This is a genomic window from Nocardia sp. CA-151230 (assembly GCF_050942175.1).
Classification (GTDB): domain Bacteria; phylum Actinomycetota; class Actinomycetes; order Mycobacteriales; family Mycobacteriaceae; genus Nocardia.
The window spans coordinates 8,693,902-8,720,186 of sequence record NZ_CP192061.1; the positions used below are offsets into that span (position 1 = coordinate 8,693,902).

Genomic DNA, 26,285 nt, shown 5'->3' on the forward strand with positions numbered 1-26,285 from the left:
CAGCAGCGTACCCGGCCCCGGCAACTCCCGGTAGAAAAAGTTCCGACCCGCGGGTTTCGTCAGTGCAGATGCTGCTGCCAGTCCGCGGGCACCCGGCCGCGCGGACCGGGCACCGGCTGGTCCAGCGGATGCGCGTGCGGCGGAGCGAGTTCCGGGCCGCCGTCGTACATCTCCTTGTTCTCGAAGTTGTAGTACCAGTCCTCACCCGGCTCGAAGCTCTGGATGAAGGGGTGCCCGGTGCTCTCGAAGTGCTTGGTGCCGTGCTGGTTCGGCGACATGTCGCAGCAGCCGATGTGCCCGCACTGCGCGCACCGGCGCAGGTGCACCCACCAGCCGCCGGCGGCATCGCATTCGACGCAACCGGATCCGCTGGGCGCGATGCTGGGGTCGATGCCTTCGATCTGTTCGGTCATCAGTTGCCTTCCGTCGTTTACTGCGCTGCTTCGAGAGTGGACTGCGCTGCGTCGGGAGCGGCGCCCTCGAGCGGCAATCGGACGATGAAACGCGTATTCCCGGGCTCGGATTCGACCCGGATGTCGCCGTGATGCTTGTTCACCACGATTCGGAACGAGATGTCCAGCCCGAGCCCGGTGCCCTCGCCGACCGGTTTGGTGGTGAAGAACGGTTCGAAGATGCGGGTGCGGATCTCCTCCGGGATGCCGGGCCCCGTGTCGCCGATTTCCACTGCGGCGCAGTCATTCTCACGATAGGTGCGGACGGTGAGCGTGCCACGCCCGGACATGGCGGAGACCGCGTTGTCGATCAGATTGGTCCACACCTGGTTGAGCTCGGCGGCGAAGCACGGCACCGGCGGCAGCGCCGGATCGTATTCCTTGACCACCGTGATGTCGTCGCCGATCTTGCGGGCCAGCATGACCAGCGTGCTGTCCAGCAGTTCGTGCAGGTCCACCACCTGGAACGGGGCCCGGTCCATCTGCGAGTACTGCTTGGCCGCGTTCACCAGCGAGGAGATGCGGTTGGTCGAGTCGGTGATCTCGTTCATCAGCAGCTCGGTCTCGACCGTGTAGTTGAGCCAGCGCATGGCCGCCTCGAAAACATCTCCGCCACAACCGGACAGGGTGCCGTGCACCTTCTCCATCCAGTCGATGTCGAACCCGGCCTGCACGAAGTTCGGCGCGATGTCCCAGCCATTGGCGACGCCGTGGTCCTCGAGCCAGTCGCCCAGCTCGTCCTCGCGATCGGCGGCCTCCAGCGGCGTCAGCGTCGGGGCCTTGGCGACCTGGGCGGCCGCCTCCTCCTGCAGCTGGGCCAGCGCCTCCATGGTCTCGGAGTTGAACTTGCCGTGCGCCATCATCTTCAGCTTGTGCCGCATGCCCGCGACCCGCTCGCGCAGCGAGGAGGTGGCGCGCACCGCGGCGGCGGCCGGATTGTTCAGCTCGTGAGTGAGGCCCGCCGAGAGGGATCCCAGGGCCAGCAGCCGTTCCCGCTGGCCGATGCGCTCATTGGCATTGCGGTTGCCGAAGAAGACGCCCTCCAGCAGGTGCAGCGCCATCGGGAACCATTCCTGCATCATCTTCGCGAAGGTGCCGGCGTCCAGCACGAAGAACTTCGACGGCCGGGTCACGTAGAACGACGCGGTGTAGGTCTGCTCGACCTTGTCGCCCATGTAGGCCGTCCAGGCGCCCGAGTAGGAGCCGACGTGCTCGGTGCGGACGAGTTCGATCTCCTCGCCGCCCGACATCTTGGTCAGCCGCACCTCGCCGTCCATCAGGACGTAGAAGCAGGTGGCCGGGTCGCCCTCGCGGAAAACCAGTCCGGGCTCGAACATTTCGACCCGGCCGTCCTTGCACAGCCAGGCCAGCTGCTCGTCGTCGAGCTTCTCGAACAGGAACAGCTGCCGCAGTTCGTTCGGGTCGCAGATCAATCGGGTGTTGCCCATTCACCTACTCCTACTGTTTCGCGAGCCAGCGGTGCACCAGCATGACGGCCATGGCGCCCTCGCCGACCGCGGAGGCCACCCGCTTCGCCGATTCCGACCGGACGTCGCCGGCCACGAACACGCCGGGCACGCTGGTCTCCAGATGCTGTGGGGGACGCGGTAGTTCCCAGCCCGCGGGGCGTTCGCCGTCGACCATGAGGTCCGGTCCGGCCAGCACATAGCCCCCGTCGTCGCGCTTGACGGTGCCTTCGAGCCAGTCGGTTTCCGGCGCCGCACCGATGAACAGGAACAAACGCTCGGCGTCCACCTTTTCTTCCGTGCCGGTCTCGTTGTTGCGCAGCACGATCCATTCCAGGTGGTCGTCGCCGTCGGCGGACACCACCTCGGTGCGGGTGTGCACCTTGATGTTCGGGATCTGCGCGATCTGCTGAATCAGGTAGTGCGACATGGACGCTTCCAGCGACGCCCCGCGCACCAGAATGTGCACGGCCCGGGCCCGCCGGGACAGGAACACCGCCGCCTGGCCCGCCGAGTTCGCGCCGCCGACGATGTAGACGTCCTTGTCGGCGCAGTCACTGGCCTCGGTCATGGCCGAGCCGTAGTAGACGCCGCGGCCGGTGTATTCGTCCACGCCGGGCGCCGGGTGGTGGCGGTAGTTGACGCCGGTGGCGATGAGCACCGAGTGCGCCGCGACGCTGCCGCCGTCGGCGAACCGGACCACGCGCGCGGAACCGCAGGCCTCGAGGGCCACCACCTCCCGCGCGGTGATCAGCTCAGCCCCGAATTTCACGGCCTGCCGGCGGGCCCGGTCGGCCAGCTGCGCGCCGGAGAGGCCGTCGGGGAAGCCCAGGTAGTTCTCGATGCGGGAGCTCTGTCCGGCCTGGCCGCCGGTGGCGGTGCGTTCCACCAGCACGGTGCGCAGACCCTCCGACGCGCCGTAGACCGCCGCGCCGAGACCGGCCGGGCCGCCGCCGACCACGATCAGGTCGTAGAAGTCGCTGGAGGCGTCGGTGTTCAGGCCCACGCCCTCGGCCAATTGCGCGTCGGTGGGCATGATCAGCACATCGCCGCCGGAATTGATGATGACCGGACACTGGTCCTCGGTGGCATTGGCGGCGGTCAGCAGCCGCGCCCCCTCCGGCTCGTCCACCTGGTACCAGCGATACGGCAACTGGTTGCGCGCCAGGAACTCCCGTATCTCCGAGCAGCGGGCCGACCAGCGGTGGCCCACCACCTTGGTCTCGGTCACGGGCTTGTGCTCGTCCCCGCGCCAGGCCTCCAGCAGGGCGTCGACGACCGGGTAGAGCTTCTCCTCCGGCGGATCCCACGGCTTGAGCAGGTAGTGGTCCAGGTCGACCACATTGATGGCCTCGATGGCGGCATCGGTGTCCGCGTAGGCGGTCAACAGCACGCGGCGCGCGTACGGGTGCAGGTCCATGGCCTGCTCGAGGAATTCGACGCCGTTCATCCCGGGCATCCGGTAGTCGGCGATCATGACCGCGACCGGCTGGCCGCGCAGTTTCATCTCACGAAGGGCATCGAGAGCGTCGGCGCCGGACTCCGCCCGCAGAATCCGGTAGTCCGCCCCGTACCGGCGGCGCAGGTCCCGCACGACCGCGCGCGAGACGCCGGGATCGTCGTCGACGCTGAGGATGGCCGGCTTCGCGGCAGCTGGTGAAGTCACCTATCGAGTATGGGCTGACGAGGCAAGACCGCGAAGGCCAGACCGTGCCATGTTCGCGTCAGGCGGAACAGACCTGCGACCTTGCTCGAACGTCCCGGGCACACCGATTCAAATCCGGTGATGCTCAATGAAATCCATCTCGGTAGGGGTGAGCAATCGCTCGAGTCGCTCTTCGAGGTCGCCATTGGCCTTGCGGCGGAAGCGTTTCGTAGGTTTGTCGAGCGTCAGGGCCTCAGCATCGATACCGGACTCTTCAGCGGGGAGGAGCGGGACCGTCTTGGTCTCGAGATGCAGGAGCGAACGCAGGTTCACGGCCGATCACCTCACGTTTCCAATCGGAAAGCCGGTGGCAGTGTCTGTTGCTTCGTCTATCCACATTGTGCGCCGAGCATTACATTTCGGACATCAACACCCCCAGAATGTGATCTAGTTGATTTTCAACCGCGGTATGAACCGGCGGCACACGCCATACGTGCAGGTGGGTGTGGTGATCCGCACCACGGATCCGAGGTGATCCACGCCACCCGAACTACGATGCGTGGTACCGATCGTTACGTCCCCGGAGGCAACGTTGCCCAAAACTCTCGAAGCCAGCATCGATATCGCGGCAGCACCCGAGCAGGTCTGGAGTGTTGTCGCCGACCTCAAGCGCATTCCCGAGTTCAGCCCGCAGACCCTGCGCATGCAGCCGCTGGGCCGCGAGGTGCACACCGGCACCTGGACGGTGAACCTCAACAAGGCCAAGGGCTACGTCTACCCGACCACCTCCCGGGTGGTTCGATTCGAGCCGAATCGCGCGATCGCCTTCCGCATGAACGAGAACCGGACCATCTGGAGCTACACGCTCGAGCCCACCGCGGACGGCGGTACCAAGCTGGTCCAGCGGCGCGACGTCCCCAGCGGCAAGCTGCCCCGGTGGCTGCAGTTCACCATCGACAATGTCTTCGGCGGTGAGCAGCCCTTCGAGGGCGCGCTCGAGGACGGCATGCAGGTAACCCTGGGGAAGATCAAGCAAACCGTGGAGCGCTGAGCGTAGGTTCGGCCTATGCGACGACTGACAGCGCTCTGTGCCGCCACGGCCGGTGTCGCGCTCGTGCTCACCGGCTGCGGCAGCTCCGACTCCTCGGGCGACCGCACGGTCACCGTCACCGGTACCGGAAAGGTCCAGGGCACACCGGATGTGCTCAATGCCGATCTGGGTACCGAGGTGAGCGCGGCCGACGTGTCCGCGGCCGTGAACCAGGCCAACGACAAGGCCAAGGCGATCACCGACGCCATGGTCACGGCCGGGGCCAAGCGCGAGGACATCAAGACCAGCGACCTGTCCGTGCAGCCCACCTACGGCACCGACGGCCACAGCATCAGCGGCTATCGCGCCACCAACACCATGCATGTGGCCGTGCGGGACCTGCCGAAGGCCTCGGGCATCCTGTCGGCGGCGGTGCAGGCGGGCGGCAACGACACCCGCATCAACTCGGTTGCCTTCGGGCTGGAGGACAACACCAAGCTGCTGTCCGATGCCCGCGCGCGGGCGTTCGACGACGCCAAGAGCCGCGCCGAACAGTACGCGGGCCTGTCCGGGCTGAAGCTGAAGACGGTCAAGACCATCAGCGAAAACGGCAGCGGCGCAACGCCGACGCCGATGTACCGGGACACCGCCCCGGGCGCCGCACCCAACATCAACCTCGAACCAGGCCAGCAGACGGTCACATTCACCGTGACCGTCGCCTGGGACATGGGATAGCTCGTCCTCCGCGCGCCGCCGGGTGGCGTCGCGCGGAGGCGCTCACTTCCAGTTCGGCAGCTGGACCACCTGCGCCGCCCACGACAACCCCGCACCGAAGGCGATGAGCAGTGCGGTGCCGCCGGGTTTGGCGTCGCCCGCGCGCATCATGGCCTCCATGGCCAGCGGGATCGAAGCCGCCGAGGTATTGCCGGTCTCCTCGATGTCATTGGCCAGGGCGCACCGCTCGGGGAGCTTCAGTACCCGCGCCATGATCTCGATGATGCGACCGTTGGCCTGATGCGGGACCATCGCGTCCAGATCGTCCGTGGTCAGGCCCGCCCGCTCGATGGCCTCGCGGCACACCCGCTCCAAAGAGTGTGCGGCCCAGCGGAAGACGGTCGTTCCCTCCATGGCGAGGTAGGGCCGGACAGCGTCGAGGCCCTTCTCGTCGATCTCGTCGAAGAACTGAAGCCAGTCCTTGTCCTGGCGGATGGCGTGGTGCTGGGTGCCGTCCGATCCCCAGACGGTCGGGCCGATGCCCGGTTCACTGGAGGGGCCGATCACCACGGCGCCGGCGCCGTCGGCGAAGAGGAAGGCGGTGCCACGATCCTTCGGGTTGACCGTGTCGGTCAGTTTTTCCACGCCGATGACCAGCACGTGCCGGGCGGTGCCGCCCTTAACCAGATCCGATGCCATGGCGACCGCGTGGCAGAAGCCGGCGCAACCGGCCGAGACATCGAAGGCGGCCACATTGTTCAGACCCAGTGCAGTGGCGATCTGCGGGCCCGCGGCGGGCGTGAGCAGTAGCCAGGTGGACGTTGCGACGATGACGCAATCGATCTGATTCGCGTCGATCTCCGCTGCTTCGATGGCGTCGCGGGCAGCCGCGGCGCTCATGCTGACGATCGTCTCCTCGGGGGAGGCGAAGCGTCGATTGCGGATGCCGGAACGTGTCCGGATCCACTCGTCACTGGAATCTATCGGCCCCGCCACCTCGTCATTGGTGACGATTCGCTCCGGCCGGTACACGCCGAGCCCGAGCATGGCCGTGTGCTCTGCCCCGTTGATCGAGGCAATTCGAGCAGACATTGGTTCTCTCCTATGTACTGCGTACCGCGCGTCGAACGTGACCTTCACCGGGTTCCTCACCCCCCGCGGACCCACAATGCCGCAGACATGAGGCTCCCTCATCTTAGTCGCGATAGCCTCTCATGCCAGTGCTTCCGATCACAATCGAGGGGTCATTGCCGGGTGGCGCGCCCCCGGTCCGAGAGGCCCGGCCGCGGGTGTTCGGTCACCGAGAACGCGAGCGTCGAACCCACTTCACGTATCGTGTGATCGCGGTCCCTGACCGCATCTACCCGCGCATGAAAGAGGAGCCTGTGGCCCGCCGACCCACCCCGCCCGGCACTCCGGAACAGACCGGCCTCGGTCACGTCGCCGACCTGGTCCGCAAAGCCGTTCCGCCGCTGCATCCGGCAGGTCTGCCGTTCGTGGCCGCACCGCTGGCGGTGGCCACCCTCGGCTATCGGCGAAAGTGGCTGCGCCGCACCGGTTTGCTGGCGGCCGCGGCCTGCGCCACCTTCTTCCGGCACCCGCACCGGGTGCCGCCGAACCGCCCCGACGTCGTGGTGGCCCCCGCCGACGGCGAGGTCGCCCTGGTGGACACCGCGGTGCCGCCGGCCGAACTCGGCCTGGGCGACGCGCCGCTGCCGCGGGTGAGCATCTTCCTGTCGGTGCTGGACGTGCACGTGCAGCGGGTGCCGGTGAGCGGCCTGGTGGAACAGGTCGCCTACCAGAAGGGCAAGTTCCTCTCCGCCGACCTGCCGGAGGCCAGCGACCGCAACGAGCGCAACAGCATGGTCATCGAGACCGCCTCCGGGCAGCGCGTGGTGGTGGTGCAGATCGCCGGGCTGCTGGCGCGCCGCATCATCTGCGAGGCCGAGGCCGGCGACAAGCTGAACATCGGTGACACCTACGGCCTGATCCGGTTCGGTTCGCGCGTGGACACCTACTTCCCGGCCGGGACCAGGCTGCTGGTCACCCCGGGACAGCGCACCATCGGTGCGGAAACGGTGCTGGCCGAACTGGATTCATGATGGAACAACTCGCGCCCGAATCGAACGGGCGTCGCCGTAACCGCACCATCCGACTGCTGCCGAGCATGGTGACCATCCTGGGACTGTGCTCGGGCCTGTCCGCGGTGAAGTTCGGCATGGAGGGCAAGCTGGGGATCGCGCTGGCGCTGGTCGGCGCCGCCGCGGTCTTCGACATGCTGGACGGGCGCATCGCCCGCATGCTGGACGCCACCACCAAGATGGGCGCGGAGCTGGATTCGCTGTCGGACGCCATTGCGTTCGGCGTCACGCCCGCCCTGGTGCTGTACGTGACCTTCCTGCACGCCGACAGCATCGGCTGGATCCTGGCGCTGATGTTCGCGGTCTGCATGGTGTTGCGGCTGGCCCGCTTCAACACGCTGATGGACGACGACAACCGCCCGGATTGGCAGCGTGAGTACTTCACCGGCGTGCCCGCCCCCGCGGGCGCGCTCATCGTGCTGACGCCCATCGCGCTGTCCGAGCAGTTCGGCGACGGCTGGTGGGTGAGCTTCCCGGTGGTGGCGGTGTGGACGGTGCTGACCGCCCTGCTGTGCGTGAGCACGCTGCCCACCCTGGCCGTCAAGTCGGTGTCGGTGGCCCCGCGCACCGCGCCCATCCTGCTGGTGCTGGTCGCGCTGGCCGCCGCGCTGCTGGTCACCTACCCGCTCATCCTGATGATGGCGCTGGTCGTGCTGTACCTCGGCCACATCCCGTTCGCGGTGCACTCCGCGCGCTGGGTCGCGGCCCGGCCCGAGACCTGGAACCACAAGCCCGCCGAGCGCCGCGCCCAGCGCAAGGCACAGCGCCGCCAGCGCCCGCTGGCCGGGCGGGTGCCGCGGGTGTCGGTGTCCACGGCACGGCTGCGCCTGCGCCGCCCGGGTCAGCGCGACCGGGTGGCGAATCGCCCCGGGCGCTGAAACCAACGCCCGGCCGCAATTCGCCGACGCTGCCGTCGGCGGCCGGTCGGCCCGGGCAGAATTGACGGCGTGACCGACTCACAGCCGGGTTTCCAGTTCACCGCTCGCCTGAACACCTCCCCCGCCGACGATCGGCGGGGGGTGGTCCGGTTGCATCCGGACTCGCTGGCGCTGCTGGGCGTGAATCCGTGGGACGTGATCTCGATCGCCGGCGGCAGGCAGACCTCCGCGTTGGTGGCGACACCGGCGAAAGGCAAACCCGTCGGGCGCGGCGAGGCGCTGCTCGACGAGGTGACGATGTCGAACGCGCACATCTCGGCGGGCTCGAAACTGACCATCGCGAAGGTGATTCCGCGCCGGGCCACCCGGATCTCGGTCACGGGCTCACCGGACGTCATGCGCGCCATCGACGAGACGACACTGCGGCACGCCCTGCAGGGCAAGGTGGTGTCCATCCAGGACGCCGTCTCGCTGCGCCCGATGGATCTGAAGCCCGGGGCCGGCCGATCCGGTGTGGCCCAGCAGCTTTCGAGAGCCCTCAATATCGCCTGGACCTCGGAGTTGCTGCGAGTGACGGCGGTCGATCCGCAGCCCGGCCCGGTGGTCATCAGTACCAACAGCGCGGTGGGTTGGGGTTTCGGCGTCGCCGAGACGGACCTGCCCACGGCTCCCCTGGACGACACGGATACCCGCACCGAACTGCGGGTCAGCGCTCCAGCGTCACCGCCGTCGGTGGTGGCGGTGGCCGATCTGGCCGGGGTCCAGACTCAGGCCGCGAAGCTGCGGGAGTGGCTGAGCCTGGCGCTGGACGAGCCGGACCTGCTGAAGAAACTCGGAGCGTCCTCGCATCTGGGGGTCCTGATCACCGGTCCGGCGGGCGTCGGTAAGGCGACACTCGCGCGGGCCGTGACGGGATCGCGGCGGCTGGTGGAGCTGGACGGCCCGGCGGTCGGCGCGACCGACATCGGGCCCAGGCTGCGCGATGTGTCCGAGAAGGTGGCCGAAATCTGTTCCGGTGCAGGCGGAGTGCTGCTGATCACCGATATCGACGCGCTGCTGCCGACACCGGCCGAACCGGTGGCCACGCTGATTCTCGACCAGTTGCGCGCAGCCGTGGCACAGGAGGCGGTCGCGGTGCTGGCCACGACGTCGAATGCGGCGGGCATCGACCCGCGGCTGCGTGCTCCGGAGCTGTGCGATCGGGAGGTATCGCTGCCGCTGCCGACGTCGGGGGTCCGCGCGGCGCTGCTGGAGCAGCTGCTGCGCAATGTCCCTGCCGATGGACTGAAGCTCGATGAGATTTCCTCGCGGACACCGGGTTTCGTCGCGGCGGACCTGACGGCGCTGGTGCGGGAGGCAGCCCTGCGGGCGGCCGCGCGGGCCAGTCGCGAGCAGTCGGATCCGATGCTGCTGCAGGAGGATCTGGCCGGAGCGCTGGAGGTGATCCGCCCGCTGTCGCGTTCCGGGTCCGAGGAACTGGCCATCGGCAGTCTGAGCCTCGCCGACGTCGGCGACATGGCGGAGACCAAGCAGGCCCTCACCGAGGCCGTGCTGTGGCCGCTGAAGCATCCGGATTCGTTCCAGCGGCTGGGTATCGAGCCACCGCGCGGGGTGCTGCTGTACGGGCCGCCGGGGTGCGGCAAGACCTTCCTGGTACGGGCGCTGGCGGGATCGGGGCAGTTGAGTGTGCACGCCGTGAAGGGCGCGGAGCTGATGGACAAGTGGGTCGGCTCCTCGGAGCGGGCGGTGCGCGAGTTGTTCCAGCGCGCACGGGATTCCGCGCCGTCGCTGATCTTCCTGGACGAGGTGGACGCGCTGGCGCCCCGGCGCGGGCAGTCCAGCGATTCGGGCGTCTCGGATCGCATTGTCGCCGCGCTCCTGACCGAACTGGACGGTGTCGAGCCGCTACGGGATGTGGTCGTGATCGGCGCGACCAACCGGCCCGAACTCATCGATCCGGCCCTCACCCGTCCCGGGCGCCTGGAGCGCCTGGTGTTCGTGCCGCCGCCGGATGCCGAGGCCCGCGCGGAAATCCTGGGCACCGCCGCCAAATCCGTGCCGCTGGCCAAGGACGTCAATCTGCGGCGGCTGGCGCGTGAGCTGGAGGGCTACTCGGCGGCGGATTGCTCGGCGCTGCTGCGCGAGGCCGCGCTCGCGGCCATGCGCCGCGATGTCCAGGCCGCAGAGGTGACGGCCGCGGATGTGGGAGCCGCGCGCAAGGCGGTGCGGCCCTCGCTGGATCCGGCCCAGGTGGAGGCCCTGCGGCTGTATGCCGCCCAGCGCGAATCGTCGACTCCACCCGGCGACGTGTCCGGCTACGTCTGAATGCCCCCCACCAGGGCATATGAGACCGATTAGTCTGCTGTGTCGCTGGTTTCGCGGCGCGTTCGCCATGCGCGCCGGTAGCGCGCCGAATCTGTACAAAGTAGGCGAGTCGTACCAATCGGTCCGCCTATCACCGGTAATTTTGCGCTGGTGAGGTCGCATCAGGTCGCCGCCGAGACGATCACGGCGCTGGTCGCAGCAACGGTTGCCGGCCTGGCGCTGGCCCTGCCCATCGACTTCGGCTGGACCTCCGAGACATCGGCCCTGCAGCGGGACCTGCTGGCCTACACCCTGCCCCGCGCCGTGTCGGCGGGCGCGCTCATCGCCATGATCACGGCGGTGCTCATCACCACGCTGGGCAGCCCCGTCGCGGCGTGGGCGACCGCACTGGGCGGGCTGCTGGTACTACTGGCCAATCACGTGTTCGGACATGGCGGCGACCCGAATTCGTCGCTGCCCACCATGAACTTCATCGATTCCCTGGCCGGTGGCCTGATCCTGGGCGCGCTGGGGGCGGCGGTGCTGCACCGTCGGCTGCCCGCCTTCGGCTGGACCCTGGGCGTTCTGATCAGCCTGCTGCTGGGTTCGGTGAATCCGGTGACGCGGATCAGCGGCGGCATCGACGCGACAGCGAGCGACCACTGGCACGCCGGTGATGTGCTGCCCCTCTGGATGCTCGTGCTGGCGCTGGTCCTGGTGGGGTTCGGGTTCCTGACCCATCGGAAACGCGAGGTGGAGGAACGGGTCTCGGCGGAGCTGCCGCTGGCCCCGATCCTGGCGGGCGTGGTGCTGGTACTGGTGACGGTGGCCAGTGCGGAATGGCTGGCCCGGCACGGCGACAGTCATGCGGGCATCAGCCTCGCGGTGGCGACCGCGGTCGGGACCGCCATTGTCGCGGCCATGCTGTTGCCGGGCCGGGACGGCGAAATCGTGCTGCTGGCGGTGGGCCTGGGCGCGGTGGGTGCGGCGACCGTGGCAGCCGAGATGCCGGCCTGGTCGATCCCGGTGCTAGCGGCGGTGACGGCCATCGGCATGTGGGTGGGCAGCCGGGGCGGGGGTGTCACGGTCTCCCTGGCCGCGGGCACGGCGCTCGGGGTGTTCACGGCATTCACGGCCGATTCGACCCGGGCCTGGCTGATCGTGGGCAGTGCGGCGGCCGTGTCCTGGCTCATCGGTTTCGCCCTGCTGTCCACGCGGCCGCACTATGTGCCGAGCCGGGTGCTGGGCACCCTGGTGCTGTTCGTCCCGTCGGCGGTGCTGGGCATGCGCGATTACGTGTCGCGCGGCCACTACGCCACACAATCCGCCGGCAACGCGTCGATGTGCGCGGTGAGCTCCGACAGCACCGCGGCCCTGGGCTGGACGTCGGCGCTGGTGGCCGGAGGCTGTCTGGCCGGGATCTACCTGCTGCGGCGCAGTCGCCCGCGGATCCCGGCGACGACCGACACCGCGCCCGAATCTCCGAACGGCGCGGCCGCCTCCGGCTGACCGCGCGGTGACCGGCGGACGGTCAGGCGCGCACCGCGGATTCCAGCGCGGGGGCCGCGATCACGGCGTCACCGAACCAGGTGCGGTAGAAGGCCGTCACATAACCGGCCACCAGGCCGACCACGACGATGCCCGCGGGCACCGGATGTTCGGCGAAGCCGGTCGACAGGTACCGGTAGGACAGCAGCAGCCCGGCGAAGAGTGCGGCGCCGGCCGACACCAGCTGCACACGGGTGCGATCCCAGCCGCGTTCCGGTGCGCGCAGGGCGGATTCGATGGTCAGGCACAGCACCGCGCCCGCCACCAGATCCGCGCCGTAGTGATAGCCGAAGCCCAGGGTGGCCGACAGGGTGGCGACCAGCCAGAAGGTCCCGCCCCAGCGCAGCCAGCCCGGCGCGGGCGCACCCGTGAAGGGATCGCGGCGGGAGTGGATGAAGATCGACAGCGCCCACGCGGTGTGCAGCGACGGCATGCAGTTGCGCGGGGTGTAGTGATCGAAGGCGATCGAACCCGGCGAGAGATCCACCGGCGGCACGATATTCGGCCAGTAGCTACCCAGGGAGAGGGCGTGTCCGTCCGCGCCGAACGCGAACATCGGCCCGACGACGGGGAATACGACATAGAAGACGGGGCCGATGAGGCCGAGCACCAGGAAGGTGCGCACCAGGTAGTGCCGAGGCCAGTCCCCCGTCGTGACCACATTGCGCAGCTGCCAGATGGTCACGATCATCGCGCCGACGGGCAGTTCGATGTAGACCCAGTGCAGCACGGCGGAGGCGATGGGCCCCAGCCAGTCCAGCAGCTGCCCCATCAGCCAGGAGGGGTCGCCCAGGGCGTGGTCCACCAGCACGATGTGTTCGTCGAGCACCCGGGGCCCGGCCAGCACGGTGATGCCCAGCCAGACGTCGGCGACCTTGCTGGACAGCACCAGCAGGATGCCGAGCGCGGCGGCATGCAGCGCATTGGTGCGGTCCTTGCCCTGCCACTTCCAGCACGCGAGCCCGATGAGGGCGAGCAGCACGAGGACGGGGCCGTTGCCCATGGCCAGTGGTCCACCGGACAACGTCCGAATCGCTTGGTACACAAGGTCGATGCCGAGCGCCGCGCCGGCCGCCAGGAACCGCCGCCGCCAGCTCAGCCCGATGAGCGCGAGCCCGAGCCCGGCCCACGGCACGGTGAAGGATTTGGCATTACCCGCGAAGTCCGCCCAGATGCTTTCGAGCGGGCCGGTGAAGTGGTGGTGCGAGGCCACGACCTGCAGGACGATGAGCAGCGCCGCGCCCACGGACAACGCGGCCGTCAGGCCGGCGCGCGGCGACAACATCCGTAACCCGGTTCGGCGTGTCTCGCCGCCGATTCGGGAGTACGGATCGTCGAGCAGCATCCAGCCATAGTAAACGCCGCATGAACGCCAGCTCGGTGAGTAGTTGAACGCCGCCCATCTCCCCAGATGAACAGGCCCCGGTCAGCGCGGTATCGCTCCTGGCCACGCGTACACCGTACGTATCCGGTCGTAATCGAAATCACAACCGTGCAAGACGATTCGGCGATGCGCGAGTTCGTGGACCTCAGTACTCGAGTTCGTGGACCAGCGAATCGACGACCGCGACCAGATCGCCCTGCGCGGCCGCGGCCACCCGGCGCTGACGCTGATAGGACGCGCCCTTCTTCGGGATGTCGGCGACCATCGCGAGCTCGTTCTCGCAGCCGAGGCTCTTGGCGGTCGGCTCCAGCCGGTTGAGCAGTTCCATCAGGTCGTCGGTAACCAGTCGCTCATTGCTGTCGGCGTCGGTGATGACGATGGCGTCGAGCCCGTAACGCGCTGCGCGCCACTTGTTTTCCTGCACATGCCAGGGCGGCAGGATGGCCGGCATGGTCTCGCCGGATTCGACCCGGCGGTCGAGATCCACCACCAGGCAGTGGATCAGCGCCACGATGGCGGTCAGTTCGGCCTTGGTGGGGGTGCCGTCGCAGACGCGGACCTCGATGGTGCCCCACTTGGGCGCGGGCCGGATGTCCCAGTGCATGCCGCCGAGTTGTTCGATCACACCGGTTTTCATCTGGTCGTGCACGAAACCCTCGAACTGGTCCCAGTTCTCGAACTGGAAGGGCAGTCCGGCGGTGGGCAGCTGCTGGAACATGAGCGCCCGGTTACTGGCGTATCCGGTGTCGACGCCCGCCCACATGGGCGAGGAGGCCGACAGTGCCAGCAGGTGCGGATAGGACGGCAGCAGGCCGTTGAGGATGGGGAAGACCTTGTCCGGGTGGGAGATTCCGACGTGCACGTGCACGCCCCAGATGAGCATCTGGCGACCCCACCACTGGGTGCGCGCGATGAGTTCGTCGTAATGCGCACTGCGCGTGAGCTGTTGGGTGGACCACTGCGCGAAGGGATGGGTGCCGGCGCAGAACAGGTCGACGCCGACCTGGTCGGCGGCGCGGCGCACGGTGTCCTGGGTTGCGCGCAGTTCGTCGACCACCTCGCTCACGGTGTCGTGCTTGCCGGAGACGAGTTCGACGGTGTTCTTCAGCAGTTCCTTGGTGATCTGCGGGGTGCCGTCCCAGGCGCGCAGATCACCGCAGGCTTCGAAAACCGCTGCGGCGGTGTTGGACAGGTCGCGCGTGTGCTTGTCGACGAGCGCGACCTCCCATTCCACGCCGAGCGTGGGCCGGGGCGATGAGTTGAAGGGGACCTTCGTTCTGCCTGCCCCGGCCATGGCTCACCTCGAGAGGGTTCAGGCGACGACGCCGCAGGCGACCCGTGCACCCGCGTCGCCGGTCGCGAGGGTGTCCGCATCAGGTGCGGGCGCGTACCGGGTGGGAATATTGCCGAAGTTGTCGGCGCCGGCGTGGATGATCAGCGCCTTGCCCTTGACCTCGTCGAGGGTGAAGGCGTCGGTGGTGGTGGTCAGCTTGGCGGTGCCGTCCTTGAGCACCTCGAGCGAGGTCAGATCGCCGCTGGCCGGATGGGTGTTCTGGTCGCCGACCTGCAGGTGGCCACCGGCGGAGAGGAAGTCGCCGGGCGCGCCGCCCGCCGGTGCAGTGGAGTTGGGCTCGCACTTGCCGACCTGGTGGACGTGCAGGCCGTGGAAGCCGGGCTTCAGCCCGTGCGCCTCGACGGTGATCTGGAGGTGGTTGCCCACCTTCGCGATGGTGGCGGTACCGACGGTGCCGCCGCTCGGGTCCTTCAGCGTGACGCTGGACGATTCCTCCGGAGCATTGCCGCCCTCGGTCCCCTGCGTGCTGCCGGCGGGGGCCTGCGAGCTGGTGAACACCGGCGGGGTCGTCCCCTTGACGTCGCTCGACTCCTGGCTGTTGGAGCAGGCGGTGAGGCCGAGGGCTGCGACCGCGAGCACCGGAGCAACAGTCCACCAGGACGGGCGACGAGTTGTGGACGAGGCCATCGGGGAACTCCTTTACGAGTCCGAGTTTATCGGGAAAGCAGGGTGGACATACTTCGTACCGGACAAGATGATGCCAGAGACGTGCGCCTGTCCCGTGGAGGGGCCGCACGGTTTCTTTCGAGCGACCTGACAGTGCCTTACCAATAGCGATTCAGTGCCTTGTCAACAGCGATTCAGTTACTGGTGACGATGACGATGACACCGGTGGGCGAGTCCGAGATCCCGGGGAATCGGGGTTCGGCCGAGCAGCCCAGTTGCGCGGCGATGGCCTGGGCCAGCGCCTGCTCCTTGGGCGAACTGCCGTAGTACACGGTGGTTTTCGGAATGACGCCGTTCGCGTAGTTGCCCACCTCGGTGACGTTGTACCCGTCGGAGCTGAGCTGGTCGCCGGTTTTCTTGGCCAGGCCCGGCACGGTGCCGTTGTTGTAAACCCGTACGGGAAGGGTCTTGTCGACGCCTGCCGCCGCGGTGGTGGTCGTCGGCAGCGCCGCCGTGGTGGTGGGCGCGACCGGTGGGGTGGTGGTGGCCTGGGCCGAATTCTGCTGTGCCGCACCGGTGGTGGTCGCGGCGACGCTGGACTGCGAGGTCGAGTCGGCGCTGCTGCTCGAGGAGTCCGAACTCGACAGCGACATCGCGCCCAGCCCGGCGAACACGATGGCCAGCGCGATCAGGACCATCGCCAGGGCCCGCAGCGGCGGGCCGCCGGCCGACGAATTCGGGTTGCTCACGGCGTCGAGCCTAATGGGTGATGGGGCGCCCGCGCGGGATCAAGCGCGTACGCACGCGGTGTTGGCAGCTGCTTCACATTCCGGGTGTGGTTCACACCTGGAAACCGAGACGGCGTGCGGCCCTGGTCTTCTGACGGCTGGCGCGCAGCCGGCGCAGGCGCTTGACCAGCATGGGGTCGGCGGCCAGCGCCTCCGGCTTGTCGACGACCGCGTTCAGGACCTGGTAGTAGCGGGTGGGTGAGAGGTCGAAGAGCTCACGGATGGCTTCTTCTTTCGCGCCGGCGTACTTCCACCACTTGCGCTCGAAGTCGAGAATGTCGAGCTCGCGGCGGGAAAGCCCGTGTGCGCCATCCACGTCGGAAGGGCCGTCCTCGCTTGCGGGAATATCGCGTGCCGCTGCGCTGTCCATACTGCTCCCTCGCCGAGTGGTCACCAGACGAATATGGTGCTTGTGCGTCGCCGATCATTCAACCACGCGGCCGAGTCTTCCCGATGCGCACCGATCGGCGTGTTCTGCGACGCCGCTCCGGCGTGTCGTGCTTGTTCTGCCCCTCCACTTCGCTCCGGGGCAGGGTTCGCGGCCCTGAGGTCTCGAACCTGCGGGCGGGTGTCCAGGGGGTGATCTCTGCAAAATGGCAGCCCAGTAGGCTGCTCAGCATGGCTATTCTCCCGATTCGCATTGTCGGCGACCCGGTTCTGCACCGCGCGACCACTCCGGTCACGCAGACCCCGGAGGAGCTGGCCGAGCTGATCGCGGACATGTACGAGACCATGGACACCGCCAATGGCGTGGGCCTGGCCGCCAACCAGGTCATCATCAAGGACGAGGACGAGGTCTCGCCGCGCATCTTCGTCTACGACTGCCCGGACGACAGCGACGGCGCGAAGATGGTCCGCCGCCGCGGCTGCGTCGTGAATCCCGTGCTGCAGACCTCCGAGATCCCGGAGTCCATGCCGGATCCCGATGATGACGAGGAGGGCTGCCTGTCGGTGCCCGGTGAACAGTTCCCCACCGGCCGCGCCGACTGGGCGAAGGTCACCGGCACCGACGAGCACGGCGAACCGGTCGAGATCGAGGGCCGCGGCTTCTTCGCCCGCATGCTGCAGCACGAGACCGGGCACCTGGACGGCTTCCTCTACGTCGACGTGCTGATCGGGCGCAATGCCCGGGCCGCCAAGAAGTCCATCAAGCGAAACGGCTGGGGCAAGCCGGGTTTGAGCTGGGTGCCGGGCACCGTGCCGGATCCCTTCGGACACGACGACGACGATCTCGACGACTGATCGGGTATGACCGATTCCGAACTCCCGCCGATCGGTAAGCGGGTGGTGGTTCGCTACCGCTTGCCCGCGGGCTATCCGCAACCGCTGACGGATGTGATCGGTGAACTCACCGAGACCGATCCGCTGACCGTGCGCACCGCCGACGGCCAGGTGGTGTCGATCGCCTGGGATCGGGTGGTGGCCTGGAAACCGCTCGGGCCCAGGCCCATTCGGACCAGCGAGATCCGCGCCCTGGAAGCGGCCGCGGCCGACGGCTGGCCGGGCCTGCGGCGGTCCTGGATCGGCGGCTGGCTGCTGCGCGCCGGGGACGGGTACACCAATCGCGCGAATTCCGCGGTGCCGCTGGGCGGTACGGACGGACCCGCCCTGATGGACACCGAGACCCTGCATCGGATCGGCGAGTGGTACACCGCGCACGGCCTGCCCGCACAGTTCCAGCTGCCCGATCGGCTGGCCACCGCGCCCGCGGACTGGCGCAGCTGGAACGAAACCCAGGTGCTGGCGGTCGATATCGAGACCATGGCGCTGCCGTCCGGACCGCCGATGGTGCGCTTCACCCCGGATCCGGACGGGGCCTGGCTGTCCATGCACCGGCATCGCGGCGGGGACGCCGAACTCGGGTCGACCCCGGTGGTGGAGGTGCTGACGGCGGTGCGCGACGGTCAGGTCGCCTTCGCCACGCTGGGTTTGCAGTCGCCGCTGGCGATCGGCCGGGTCGCGGTCACCACGGCCCCGGACGGCCGCTGCTGGGCGGGGCTGACCTGCGTCGCGGTGGCGAACGAGCATCGGCGGCACGGGCTGGGGGCGCTGGTGTGCGCGGAGATGATCCGCTGGGGGCAGTCGCACGGAGCCACGCACGCGTACGTGCAGGTATCGGACGAGAATGAGGCGGCGCTGGCGCTGTACCAGGAGATGGGGTTCGTCGAACACCACCGCTACCGGTACGCCGCGCCCTGATTGCGTGCCGGTCGCTGTCGCAAGACACTAGTTCTGAAAGGTTCACCACTCGTGCGCATCGCTACCTGGAACGTGAATTCGATTCGTACCCGGCAGGATCGGGTGCTGGCGTGGCTGGACCGCGCCGATATCGACGTGCTGGCCATGCAGGAAACCAAGTGCAAGGACGAGCAGTTCCCGTTCGAGGCCTTCGAGGCGGCAGGGTACGAGGTCGCGCACGTCGGCTACAACCAGTGGAACGGGGTGGCCATCGCCTCCCGGGTCGGGATCGAGGATGTCGAGATCGGCTTCCCGGATCAGCCCGGATTCGACAAGGACGCCGCGGAATCGCTGCTCAGCGCGCCGGTGGTGGAGGCCCGCGCGATCGGCGCGACGTGCGGCGGGGTTCGGGTGTGGAGCCTGTACGTGCCCAATGGGCGCGCTCTGGACGATCCGCACTACACCTACAAGCTGGAATGGCTTGCCGCCCTGCGCAGTGCGGGCAGCAAGTGGCTGTCGGAGGATCCGGACGCACAGATCGCGCTGGTGGGTGACTGGAATATCGCGCCGACCGATCTGGATGTCTGGTCGCCGGAATTCTTCGAGGGCAAGACCCACGTGTCCGACCGGGAACGCGACGCCTTCGACGCCTTCGGCGAGGCGGGCTTCAGCGACGTGATGCGGCCCTTCCACCCGGGACCAGGCGTCTACACCTACTGGGACTACACACAGCTGCGCTTCCCCCGGAAGGAGGGCATACGCATCGATTTCATCCTCGGTTCCCCCACCCTGTCGGCCCGGGTCACCGAGGCGAATGTGGACCGCGAGGAGCGAAAGGGCAAGGGCGCCAGCGATCATGCGCCCGTGGTGGCCGAACTCGCCGACTAGACGGACCGGCTCTTGATGGCGTCGCGGGAGATGAAGACGTCGTAGCTGCCCGCAGCGGCGATGACCGCGTTGCCGTAGGCCGAGCGCACGAAAGGCCTTGTGTACCAGGACTGATTCTTCATGTCCTGGAAGAAGTCGGCGTCGCTGCCATTGAGGAAGATCTGATTCTGCCTGGTGGCGATGCCGTCCAACCGCTGGCCGTAGAGCCGGGTCACCTTGTACCCGGAGTTGAAGCCGAGCGCGTTCACCCACGGTTCGAGTTCCACGATATTGGCCTGCAGCACCCACAGGTCGCCCTCGACCTGATAGGTCTTGTGCTGGTCGCCGTGGCCCTTGTCGCCGTAGAGGGTCAGCTCGACGTTCATCATGTGCTCTTGCCCCGCAACGGGTTTGGCCTCGATGTGCGCCGCCTTCACCTCCCCGGTGAGCCCGAGAAAGGTCTGCAGCAGCGTGGTGATCCACAGGATCACGACCCCGACGAGCACCAGCCCGGCCGCACCCGCGCCCCGGCCGACCAGCGCACGCCACCCCACCTTGCGCGCCTCGAGAACGGCCGTGACGAGCAATCCGATCGCCGCGATACCGAGTACCAGCAGCAGCATCTGGATCCAGCCGAAGGTAACCGGGAAGACCATGCCGTAGTTGTACCCGCTGGGGACGACACTTCACGACGCCGTCACACATCGAATGTGCGTGTCACGTCGGCGAGTCGCGGCTCGCCGACAAGACACACAGGAACCCGTTCGGGGCCGGGTGGATCGGGGAGTCTGCGGGCTGATCCACCCGGCCGTCGAGCAACTTTCCGCGCACGGTGCACCACCCGGGTTTGGTGGAGCGTGGGCACCGCGTTCCGGGACCGTCCGGCGACGACCCCGACCGGGTGATCCTGACCGGGGTGCGGCGAGATAACCACTCCCGAGCCCGCCACCATTCCCCACTCAGGTCACCCATAACGGACAGTAGTGCGATCTGGTGCTGGAGCGGCCCAGATGCCACGCCGATGGCACGAATCGAGAGTGCTCGAGGCACGGAAAGTCACAGTTATCTTCAAAGTAGCTACACGTTCGAACATCTCGTGCAGAATGCCGGTCAAAACCCGGTCCCGGCCGGTGGCGGACCTCGGAGGGGCGAGATGAACAATCCGACAGGCTCGAGTGCGCACCAGGTACTCGACGAGATCCTCACGCGCTACGGCAGCCTCGACGCCTTCAGCGCCCACCTACACGCCGTGCTGGACGCACCGACCATCGTGCTCCCCAACCCTGTGGTCGCTCCCCCCGCGGGCGGACGGCACCGACGTCGAGACCCCGCCGACCGGGGACCCACGAGCCGGGTGGCCTGAAGCAAACCGGCCCCGCACCGGACAGATGCGGGGCCGGGGGATGCCGGCAGGTCAGAAAGCGGACTCGTCCAGCTTCATGATGTCGTTGTCGAGGTTCTCGACGACCGCGCGCACGCCGCTGATGAGCGGCAGCTTGTTCTTCGCGAACCAGGACGCCACACCGACCTTGCCGGTGTAGAAGTTCTTGTCCTTGTCGGCCGCACCGGCGTCCAGCGCCGCCTGGGCGATGGTGGCCTGCTCCAGCAGTCGCCAGGAGATGACGAGATCGCCCACGGCGTACAGGAATCGGACCGAGCCCAGGCCGACCTTGTAGATCTCGTCGATCTGCTGCTGCGCGGCCATCAGGTAGCCGGTGAGGGTGGCCGCCATGGCCTGCACGTCGGCCAGCGCCGCGCCGAGCAGCCCGCGCTCGATCTTGAACTGGTCCGGGCCGCCGTCGATGAACTGCTGCATCAGACCCGCGATGTGCGCGAGCGCCACGCCCTTGTCGCGAATGATCTTGCGGAAGAAGAAGTCCTGCGCCTGGATGGCGGTGGTGCCCTCGTACAGCGAGTCGATCTTGCAGTCGCGGATGTACTGCTCGATCGGGTAGTCCTGCAGGTAGCCGGAACCACCCAGGGTCTGCAGCGATTCGGTCAGGCTCTCGTACGCCCGGTCCGAGCCGCAGCCCTTGACGATCGGCAGCAGCAGGTCGTTGACCTTCTCCGCCAGCTCGGCGTCCACCCCGTAATTGGCCTGCGCCACATCGGCGTTCTGGTACGAGGCGCAGTACATGTACAGCCCGCGCAGACCCTCGGCGTACGCCTTCTGAGTGGCCAGCGAACGACGCACGTCCGGGTGGTGGGTGATGGTGACGCGCGGCGCGCTCTTGTCGGCCATCTGGGTCAGATCCGCGCCCTGCACGCGCTGCTTGGCGTACTCCAGGGCGTTCAGGTACCCGGTGGACAGCGCGCCGGTGGCCTTGGTACCCACCATCATTCGCGCGTTCTCGATGACCTTGAACATCTGCGCGATGCCATTGTGCTTGTCACCGACCAGGTAGCCGACGGCCGGAATATCGCCGCCGAAGGTGATCTCACAGGTGGGCGAGGACTTGATGCCCATCTTGTGCTCGACGCCGGTGACCAGCGCGCCGTTCTTGGCGCCGAGTTCCATGGTCTCGGTGTCGAACAGGAAGCGCGGCACCACGAACAGCGACAGGCCCTTGGTGCCCGGGCCGGCGCCCTCGGGGCGGGCCAGCACCAGGTGGAAGATGTTGTCGGCGGTGTCGCCCACGTCGCCGCCGGAGATGAAGCGCTTCACGCCCTCGATGTGCCAGGTGCCGTCGGCCTGCTGGATCGCCTTGGTGCGGCCCATGCCGACATCGGAGCCGGCGTCCGGCTCGGTGAGCACCATGGTGCCGCCCCAGCGGTTCTCCCAGGCGTGGGTGGCCCACTTCTGCTGCTGCTCGGTGCCCTCGTCGAAGAGGACCTTGTGCATGAGCGGACCCATGTTGAAGAACGAGGCCGAGTTGTTCGCGGCGACCAGCATTTCCTGGATGCCCCAGATGAGGGCGTTGGGGGCGGGCACGCCGCCCATCGCCTCGGACATGCCCAGACCGGAGTACCCGGCCTCGTTGACCGCGGCCACGGTCTTCTTCAGCGATTCCGGCACGGTGATGGTGTGCTGGTCCGGAATGAACTCGACCGGGTTGCGATCGGCTTCGACGAACGATTCCGCGATCGGCCCCTCCGCCAGGCGCTTCGCCTCGGCGAGCATCTCCCGCGCGGTGTCGGCGTCCAGGTCGCCATAGGCGCCCTGGTCCAGCAGTTCCCCGATACCCAGTACTTCGAACAAGTTGAACTCGATGTCTCGTAGGTTCGCCTTGTAGTGGGACACGGAAGGGCCTCCTCGGCTGAGTCTGAACTGGTCGAGCGATGTCGAAAGATCTGGTCGAGCATCTCGAAGATCAAGGGGAGGTTGCCGTACGCCTGTCCCGTTACGCAAGCGTAGGTACGCCTCTTAACCCGGAGAGCCCCATCCGACCGGGAACAATCCCGAAAAGTTAACCCCGCCGTTATGCGCTGGACCGGGACCTGCGGCAGTACAGCGCCTTGGCCTGCTGCGGAGTGACGGTGACCGGATTCACGGGAACCGCGGCTCGCATATGTTCCCCGAGCAGACGGTCGGTCGTGCGGCCGATGAAGTGCTCGGCCACCTTCAGCTTCGAACGGTCGTTCCGGAGGGCGGACACGGCCGCACGTTCTCCTCCGGCCGGGGGCGTCCTCGGCTCCTCCGGGTGATTTCCTTCGTGAATGTAGCATTTTTGTTCACAATTGTAGGAAACGATCTTGTTACCGGCTCGGACCAGCGGGTCCACACTCCGCGCGCACTGCTATCGTCGGTGCGCATGGGCATCGATTCGGCGATACGACCACGCCAGCGCGCGCGGCATCTGGGTCCCGAACGGCGTCGCCCGCAGGTCCTCGACACCGCCCTCGAGATCGCCGTCGCCGACGGCATCGCGGCGGTGACCATCGCCGCCGTGGCCGACCGCATGAAGGTCACCCGCCCGGTCGTCTACGCCTGCTTCGCCGATCGTGTGGAGCTCCTCGAAGCACTCATCCGCCGCGAGGAGGACTACCTGGTGCAGGGCGTAATGGACACGCTGCCGCGCCGCCGGGTCGAAGCCGACGAGGCAGTCTTCGTGGAGGGCTTCCGGGCCCTGCTGCACACGGTGTCCCAGCGGCCCGACACCTGGCGCCTGCTGTACGGCAATCCCGATCCGGCCGTGGCGGATTCGTTCGGCAAGGGCCGGCTGCTGGCCGTGGAGCGCTGCACCCGGCGGTTGCGCCCGACCCTGAAGGCCTGGGGTACCGCGCACGCCGAGCGCAAGCTGCCGGCCCTGGTCGAGCTGTGGGTCTCGGCCGGTGAGGGTGCGGTGCGCACCCTGCTCACCGATCCGGGCGAGTGGACCCCCGACACACTGGGCGAGTTCGTCGGCGCGGCGGTGTATCGCGCCCTCCGCCACGCCTGAGAATCCGGGGTCCTGCCGTTATCCGGTGGCTACGATGGGAAAGGGACCATCGGTCAGCGGGAGGCCGCCATGACGTTCTATCGGCAGGTTGGTTCGGTGCCGCCCAAGCGGCACACGCAGCATTGGGACGAGCACGGCGCGCTCTATTACGAAGAGCTGATGGGCGAAGAGGGCTTCTCCGGCGATTCCTCGCTGCTCTATCACCGGGGATTGCCTCCGGCCATTGTGGATTCGTCGGTGTGGATACTGCCCGAGCAGCGGCTCTACCCGAATCATCCACTGCGGCACCGGCATCTGAAGCTGCATGAACTGTTCCTGGGCGACAAGCCGGGCGACAGCGATGTGGTGACCGGGCGGCGGCTGCTGCTGGGCAATGCCGATGTCCGCATCTCCTATGTAGCGGCGCTGCGGGAATCGGCGCTGTACCGCAATGCCGTCGGCGATGAACTCGTCTACATCGAATCCGGTTCGGGGCGAGTGGAAACCGTCTTCGGGACCCTGCCGGTGCGGCAGGGGCATCAGGTGCTGCTGCCGCGCGCCACCACGCATCGCTGGATTCCCGACGGCCCCGAACCCTTGCGCGCCTATGTCATCGAGGGCGCCGGCCACATCACCCCGCCCAAGCGGTATCTCTCGAAATACGGCCAGTTCCTGGAGAACTCGCCCTACTGCGAGCGGGATCTACACGGGCCCACCGAACCGGTACAGGTCGAGGGCGAGGACGTGGAGGTGCTGGTCAAGCACCGCCCCGCCGGTGAGATCGTCGGCACCAGCATGGTGTACGCCCGCCACCCCTTCGACGTGGTGGGCTGGGACGGCTGCCTGTATCCGTTCACCTTCGATATCGCCGACTTCGAACCGATCACCGGCCGCGTGCATCAGCCGCCGCCGGTGCATCAGGCCTTCGAGGGGCAGAACTTCGTGATCTGCAATTTCGTGCCGCGCAAGGTGGACTACCACCCGCTGTCGATACCGGTCCCCTATTACCACTCGAATGTGGACTCCGACGAGATCCTCTTCTACTGCGGCGGAAACTACGAGGCGCGCAAGGGATCCGGGATCGGGCAGGGCTCGGTGTCGGTGCATCCGGGCGGATACGCGCACGGGCCGCAGCCGGGGGCCTACGAACGCAGCATCGGCATAGAGTTCTTCGACGAGCTGGCGGTCATGGTGGACACCTTCCACCCGTTGCAGCTGGGCGAGGGCGCGCTGGCGTGCGAGGACGCGCGGTATGCCTGGACCTGGTCGGGGCGAGGGCCGTCCGAGTGGATCTGAGTCCGAGTGACGCAACGGTGCAGGGGTTGGTGACATGGGATCGGGTGGTGGGGAAATGAGCAGCCGGGTGCGTATCGAGGTGCCCTCGGGTTCCGGATTCGGCCCGGAGCACCTGCCGTACTGCGTGTTCCGCCCGCTGGGCGGGGACCCGCGGGTGGGGGCGCGGCTGGGCGACTCGATCATCGATCTGGCGGTGGCGCTGGATGATCCGATGTTCGCGCAGCCCAGCCTGAACGCCTTCATGACCCAGGGCCCGCAGTGCTGGCGGGAGGTGCGCGAGCAGGTGCGCGCGGTGGCCGACGCGGAACTGCCCGCGGCGGCGGTGCATTCGGTGCGGGCGGTGCGGCTGGACCTGCCGGTGGAGATCGGCGACTACGTCGACTTCTACGCCAGCCTCGATCACGCCACCGCCATGGGCCGGATGCTGCGGCCGGCCGGTGAACCGCTGCTGCCGAATTGGCGGCACCTGCCGGTGGGGTACCACGGGCGCGCGGGCACCGTGGTGGTGTCGGGCACGGATGTCGTCCGGCCACACGGACAGCGCCGGACCGATTCCGGCACACCGGATTTCGGGCCGAGCCGCCGCCTCGACATCGAGGCCGAACTGGGCTTCGTGGTGGGCGCGGGCTCGCGGCTCGGTACGCCCATCGCGACCGGCGAGTTCGCCGAGCACGTCTTCGGGGTGGCGCTGGTGAACGACTGGTCGGCCCGGGATATCCAGGCCTGGGAGGGGCAACCACTGGGCCCGTTCCTCGGCAAGTCCTTCGCGACCAGCCTGTCGGCGTTCGTGACTCCACTCGACGCGCTGGCCGCCGCGCGGATTCCGCTGCCGCCGCAGCATCCGGAGCCGCTGCCGTATCTGCGGGACGACACGTCCTGGGCACTGGACATCACGCTGACCGTCGAGTGGAACGGCCGGGGGATCTCCGCTCCCCCGTTCCGGCGCATGTACTGGTCGGCGCCGCAGATGCTCGCACATCTGACGGTCAACGGCGCGTCGACCCGCACCGGCGATCTGTTCGCCTCGGGCACCATCTCGGGGGCCGATCGTGGCGAGCGTGGGTCGCTGATGGAAATGAGCTGGGGCGGTACCGAACCGATCGAGTTGAACGGGGTGCAGCGGACCTTCCTGCAGGACGGCGACGAGGTGGTCATCACGGCCACCGCACCCGCCATCGGGGGCGGTCACCTGGAGCTGGGTGAGGTGCGCGGGCGCATCGCGAAAGCCGACTGATAGCCGAACCGCATCACCATGAACATCATCACTGACCCTACC

At 67.9% G+C, this 26,285-nt stretch carries 26 protein-coding genes; 13 read left to right on the forward strand and 13 right to left on the reverse strand.

The window, feature by feature from the left end; translation table 11 throughout:
- Window positions 1-59: 59 nt before the first annotated feature.
- From ACQP1O_RS40735 to ACQP1O_RS40750, 4 genes are all read right to left on the reverse strand, one after another.
- On the reverse strand, window positions 60-413 hold the full coding sequence (locus tag ACQP1O_RS40735; protein ID WP_433563578.1) for a UBP-type zinc finger domain-containing protein: 354 nt from the start codon (window positions 411-413) through the stop codon (window positions 60-62).
- A gap of 17 nt (window positions 414-430) precedes the next feature.
- Window positions 431-1,900, reverse strand: coding sequence for an ATP-binding protein (locus ACQP1O_RS40740; RefSeq protein WP_433563579.1), 1,470 nt, complete (start codon window positions 1,898-1,900; stop codon window positions 431-433).
- A gap of 10 nt (window positions 1,901-1,910) precedes the next feature.
- Complete coding sequence (locus ACQP1O_RS40745) at window positions 1,911-3,584, reverse strand: FAD-dependent oxidoreductase (RefSeq protein ID WP_433563580.1); 1,674 nt, start codon at window positions 3,582-3,584, stop codon at window positions 1,911-1,913.
- A 108-nt stretch (window positions 3,585-3,692) separates the two neighbouring features.
- Entirely contained in the window at window positions 3,693-3,896 is a 204-nt protein-coding gene (locus ACQP1O_RS40750; RefSeq protein ID WP_433563581.1) for a hypothetical protein, read from the reverse strand.
- 259 nt (window positions 3,897-4,155) lie between these two features.
- On the opposite strand from ACQP1O_RS40750, the gene ACQP1O_RS40755 reads away from it, so the two are divergent.
- Together ACQP1O_RS40755 and ACQP1O_RS40760 are read left to right on the forward strand one after the other, a co-directional pair.
- The gene (locus ACQP1O_RS40755) at window positions 4,156-4,614 is read left to right on the forward strand and encodes an SRPBCC family protein (RefSeq protein WP_433563582.1); all 459 of its coding nucleotides are present in this window, start codon (window positions 4,156-4,158) and stop codon (window positions 4,612-4,614) included.
- Between the two features lie 15 nt (window positions 4,615-4,629).
- A complete protein-coding gene (locus ACQP1O_RS40760) occupies window positions 4,630-5,328 on the forward strand; it encodes an SIMPL domain-containing protein (RefSeq protein WP_433563583.1) in 699 nt (232 codons plus the stop codon).
- Between the two features lie 42 nt (window positions 5,329-5,370).
- Here the strand turns inward: ACQP1O_RS40760 and ACQP1O_RS40765 are convergent, their stop codons facing one another.
- Entirely contained in the window at window positions 5,371-6,399 is a 1,029-nt protein-coding gene (locus tag ACQP1O_RS40765) for a beta-ketoacyl-ACP synthase III (protein ID WP_433563584.1), read from the reverse strand.
- A gap of 293 nt (window positions 6,400-6,692) precedes the next feature.
- On the opposite strand from ACQP1O_RS40765, the gene ACQP1O_RS40770 reads away from it, so the two are divergent.
- From ACQP1O_RS40770 to ACQP1O_RS40785, 4 genes are all read left to right on the forward strand, one after another.
- Window positions 6,693-7,409, forward strand: a complete 717-nt coding sequence (locus ACQP1O_RS40770) for a phosphatidylserine decarboxylase (RefSeq protein ID WP_433567964.1) — start codon at window positions 6,693-6,695, stop codon at window positions 7,407-7,409.
- A complete protein-coding gene (gene pssA, locus ACQP1O_RS40775) occupies window positions 7,406-8,326 on the forward strand; it encodes a CDP-diacylglycerol--serine O-phosphatidyltransferase (RefSeq protein WP_433563585.1) in 921 nt (306 codons plus the stop codon). Before ACQP1O_RS40770 ends, pssA begins: the two co-directional genes overlap by 4 nt.
- A 69-nt stretch (window positions 8,327-8,395) precedes the next feature.
- On the forward strand, window positions 8,396-10,651 hold the full coding sequence (locus ACQP1O_RS40780) for an AAA family ATPase (protein WP_433563586.1): 2,256 nt from the start codon (window positions 8,396-8,398) through the stop codon (window positions 10,649-10,651).
- A 150-nt stretch (window positions 10,652-10,801) separates the two neighbouring features.
- Window positions 10,802-12,139: a hypothetical protein gene (locus tag ACQP1O_RS40785; protein ID WP_433563587.1), complete on the forward strand. Its 1,338-nt coding sequence runs from the start codon at window positions 10,802-10,804 to the stop codon at window positions 12,137-12,139.
- Window positions 12,140-12,161: 22 nt separating this feature from the next.
- Here ACQP1O_RS40785 and ACQP1O_RS40790 read toward each other — a convergent pair whose 3' ends face one another.
- From ACQP1O_RS40790 to ACQP1O_RS40810, 5 genes are all read right to left on the reverse strand, one after another.
- Window positions 12,162-13,523 (reverse strand): DUF5933 domain-containing protein, encoded by a 1,362-nt coding sequence (locus ACQP1O_RS40790; RefSeq protein ID WP_433563588.1) that lies wholly within the window; start codon window positions 13,521-13,523, stop codon window positions 12,162-12,164.
- Window positions 13,524-13,707: 184 nt separating this feature from the next.
- Window positions 13,708-14,856, reverse strand: a complete 1,149-nt coding sequence (locus ACQP1O_RS40795) for a glutamate--cysteine ligase (protein ID WP_433563589.1) — start codon at window positions 14,854-14,856, stop codon at window positions 13,708-13,710.
- Window positions 14,857-14,874: 18 nt separating this feature from the next.
- Window positions 14,875-15,543, reverse strand: a complete 669-nt coding sequence (sodC, locus tag ACQP1O_RS40800; protein ID WP_433563590.1) for a superoxide dismutase[Cu-Zn] — start codon at window positions 15,541-15,543, stop codon at window positions 14,875-14,877.
- Window positions 15,544-15,716: 173 nt separating this feature from the next.
- Window positions 15,717-16,271: a LytR C-terminal domain-containing protein gene (locus ACQP1O_RS40805; RefSeq protein WP_433563591.1), complete on the reverse strand. Its 555-nt coding sequence runs from the start codon at window positions 16,269-16,271 to the stop codon at window positions 15,717-15,719.
- A 91-nt stretch (window positions 16,272-16,362) separates the two neighbouring features.
- The gene (locus ACQP1O_RS40810) at window positions 16,363-16,680 is read right to left on the reverse strand and encodes a DUF3263 domain-containing protein (protein ID WP_433563592.1); all 318 of its coding nucleotides are present in this window, start codon (window positions 16,678-16,680) and stop codon (window positions 16,363-16,365) included.
- Window positions 16,681-16,928: 248 nt separating this feature from the next.
- Here ACQP1O_RS40810 and ACQP1O_RS40815 point away from each other — a divergent pair, with 248 nt between their 5' ends.
- The 3 genes from ACQP1O_RS40815 to ACQP1O_RS40825 are packed head-to-tail and all read left to right on the forward strand — an operon-like array spanning window position 16,929 to window position 19,376.
- Entirely contained in the window at window positions 16,929-17,552 is a 624-nt protein-coding gene (locus ACQP1O_RS40815) for a peptide deformylase (protein WP_433563593.1), read from the forward strand.
- Window positions 17,553-17,558: 6 nt separating this feature from the next.
- On the forward strand, window positions 17,559-18,509 hold the full coding sequence (locus ACQP1O_RS40820; protein ID WP_433563594.1) for an N-acetylglutamate synthase, CG3035 family: 951 nt from the start codon (window positions 17,559-17,561) through the stop codon (window positions 18,507-18,509).
- A gap of 51 nt (window positions 18,510-18,560) precedes the next feature.
- Window positions 18,561-19,376 carry an exodeoxyribonuclease III gene (locus ACQP1O_RS40825; RefSeq protein ID WP_433563595.1) on the forward strand — a complete coding sequence of 272 codons (816 nt, stop codon included), beginning with the start codon at window positions 18,561-18,563 and terminating at the stop codon, window positions 19,374-19,376.
- Here the strand turns inward: ACQP1O_RS40825 and ACQP1O_RS40830 are convergent.
- Window positions 19,373-20,011, reverse strand: a complete 639-nt coding sequence (locus ACQP1O_RS40830) for a hypothetical protein (RefSeq protein WP_433563596.1) — start codon at window positions 20,009-20,011, stop codon at window positions 19,373-19,375. The genes ACQP1O_RS40825 and ACQP1O_RS40830 overlap by 4 nt on opposite strands.
- A 497-nt stretch (window positions 20,012-20,508) precedes the next feature.
- Between ACQP1O_RS40830 and ACQP1O_RS40835 the strand changes: the two genes are divergently transcribed.
- A complete protein-coding gene (locus tag ACQP1O_RS40835) occupies window positions 20,509-20,718 on the forward strand; it encodes a hypothetical protein (protein WP_433563597.1) in 210 nt (69 codons plus the stop codon).
- Between the two features lie 51 nt (window positions 20,719-20,769).
- On the opposite strand, the gene ACQP1O_RS40840 is transcribed toward ACQP1O_RS40835, so the two are convergent.
- Complete coding sequence (locus tag ACQP1O_RS40840) at window positions 20,770-22,596, reverse strand: acyl-CoA dehydrogenase (protein WP_433563598.1); 1,827 nt, start codon at window positions 22,594-22,596, stop codon at window positions 20,770-20,772.
- 178 nt (window positions 22,597-22,774) lie between these two features.
- Window positions 22,775-22,951, reverse strand: a complete 177-nt coding sequence (locus tag ACQP1O_RS40845) for a hypothetical protein (RefSeq protein ID WP_433563599.1) — start codon at window positions 22,949-22,951, stop codon at window positions 22,775-22,777.
- 156 nt (window positions 22,952-23,107) lie between these two features.
- Here ACQP1O_RS40845 and ACQP1O_RS40850 point away from each other — a divergent pair, with 156 nt between their 5' ends.
- The 3 genes from ACQP1O_RS40850 to fahA all read left to right on the forward strand — a co-directional run bounded on the left by ACQP1O_RS40850 (window position 23,108) and on the right by fahA (window position 26,243).
- On the forward strand, window positions 23,108-23,734 hold the full coding sequence (locus ACQP1O_RS40850; RefSeq protein WP_433563600.1) for a TetR/AcrR family transcriptional regulator: 627 nt from the start codon (window positions 23,108-23,110) through the stop codon (window positions 23,732-23,734).
- A 69-nt stretch (window positions 23,735-23,803) separates the two neighbouring features.
- On the forward strand, window positions 23,804-25,009 hold the full coding sequence (locus tag ACQP1O_RS40855) for a homogentisate 1,2-dioxygenase (RefSeq protein ID WP_433563601.1): 1,206 nt from the start codon (window positions 23,804-23,806) through the stop codon (window positions 25,007-25,009).
- Between the two features lie 55 nt (window positions 25,010-25,064).
- The gene (fahA, locus tag ACQP1O_RS40860; protein WP_433563602.1) at window positions 25,065-26,243 is read left to right on the forward strand and encodes a fumarylacetoacetase; all 1,179 of its coding nucleotides are present in this window, start codon (window positions 25,065-25,067) and stop codon (window positions 26,241-26,243) included.
- Window positions 26,244-26,285: the final 42 nt, after the last annotated feature.

Excerpts from the sequence above, each read along its gene's own strand:
- sodC (WP_433563590.1), bottom strand. The coding sequence starts at position 15,543 with ATGGCCTCGTCCACAACTCGTCGCCCGTCCTGGTGGACTGTTGCTCCG.
- fahA (WP_433563602.1), top strand. The coding sequence starts at position 25,065 with ATGAGCAGCCGGGTGCGTATCGAGGTGCCCTCGGGTTCCGGATTCGGC.
- ACQP1O_RS40835 (WP_433563597.1), top strand. The coding sequence starts at position 20,509 with ATGAACAATCCGACAGGCTCGAGTGCGCACCAGGTACTCGACGAGATC.
- ACQP1O_RS40740 (WP_433563579.1), bottom strand. The coding sequence starts at position 1,900 with ATGGGCAACACCCGATTGATCTGCGACCCGAACGAACTGCGGCAGCTG.
- ACQP1O_RS40850 (WP_433563600.1), top strand. The coding sequence starts at position 23,108 with ATGGGCATCGATTCGGCGATACGACCACGCCAGCGCGCGCGGCATCTG.
- ACQP1O_RS40855 (WP_433563601.1), top strand. The coding sequence starts at position 23,804 with ATGACGTTCTATCGGCAGGTTGGTTCGGTGCCGCCCAAGCGGCACACG.
- ACQP1O_RS40795 (WP_433563589.1), bottom strand. The coding sequence starts at position 14,856 with ATGGCCGGGGCAGGCAGAACGAAGGTCCCCTTCAACTCATCGCCCCGG.
- ACQP1O_RS40765 (WP_433563584.1), bottom strand. The coding sequence starts at position 6,399 with ATGTCTGCTCGAATTGCCTCGATCAACGGGGCAGAGCACACGGCCATG.
- pssA (WP_433563585.1), top strand. The coding sequence starts at position 7,406 with ATGATGGAACAACTCGCGCCCGAATCGAACGGGCGTCGCCGTAACCGC.
- ACQP1O_RS40815 (WP_433563593.1), top strand. The coding sequence starts at position 16,929 with ATGGCTATTCTCCCGATTCGCATTGTCGGCGACCCGGTTCTGCACCGC.
- ACQP1O_RS40790 (WP_433563588.1), bottom strand. The coding sequence starts at position 13,523 with ATGCTGCTCGACGATCCGTACTCCCGAATCGGCGGCGAGACACGCCGA.
- ACQP1O_RS40810 (WP_433563592.1), bottom strand. The coding sequence starts at position 16,680 with ATGGACAGCGCAGCGGCACGCGATATTCCCGCAAGCGAGGACGGCCCT.
- ACQP1O_RS40735 (WP_433563578.1), bottom strand. The coding sequence starts at position 413 with ATGACCGAACAGATCGAAGGCATCGACCCCAGCATCGCGCCCAGCGGA.
- ACQP1O_RS40830 (WP_433563596.1), bottom strand. The coding sequence starts at position 20,011 with ATGGTCTTCCCGGTTACCTTCGGCTGGATCCAGATGCTGCTGCTGGTA.
- ACQP1O_RS40760 (WP_433563583.1), top strand. The coding sequence starts at position 4,630 with ATGCGACGACTGACAGCGCTCTGTGCCGCCACGGCCGGTGTCGCGCTC.
- ACQP1O_RS40820 (WP_433563594.1), top strand. The coding sequence starts at position 17,559 with ATGACCGATTCCGAACTCCCGCCGATCGGTAAGCGGGTGGTGGTTCGC.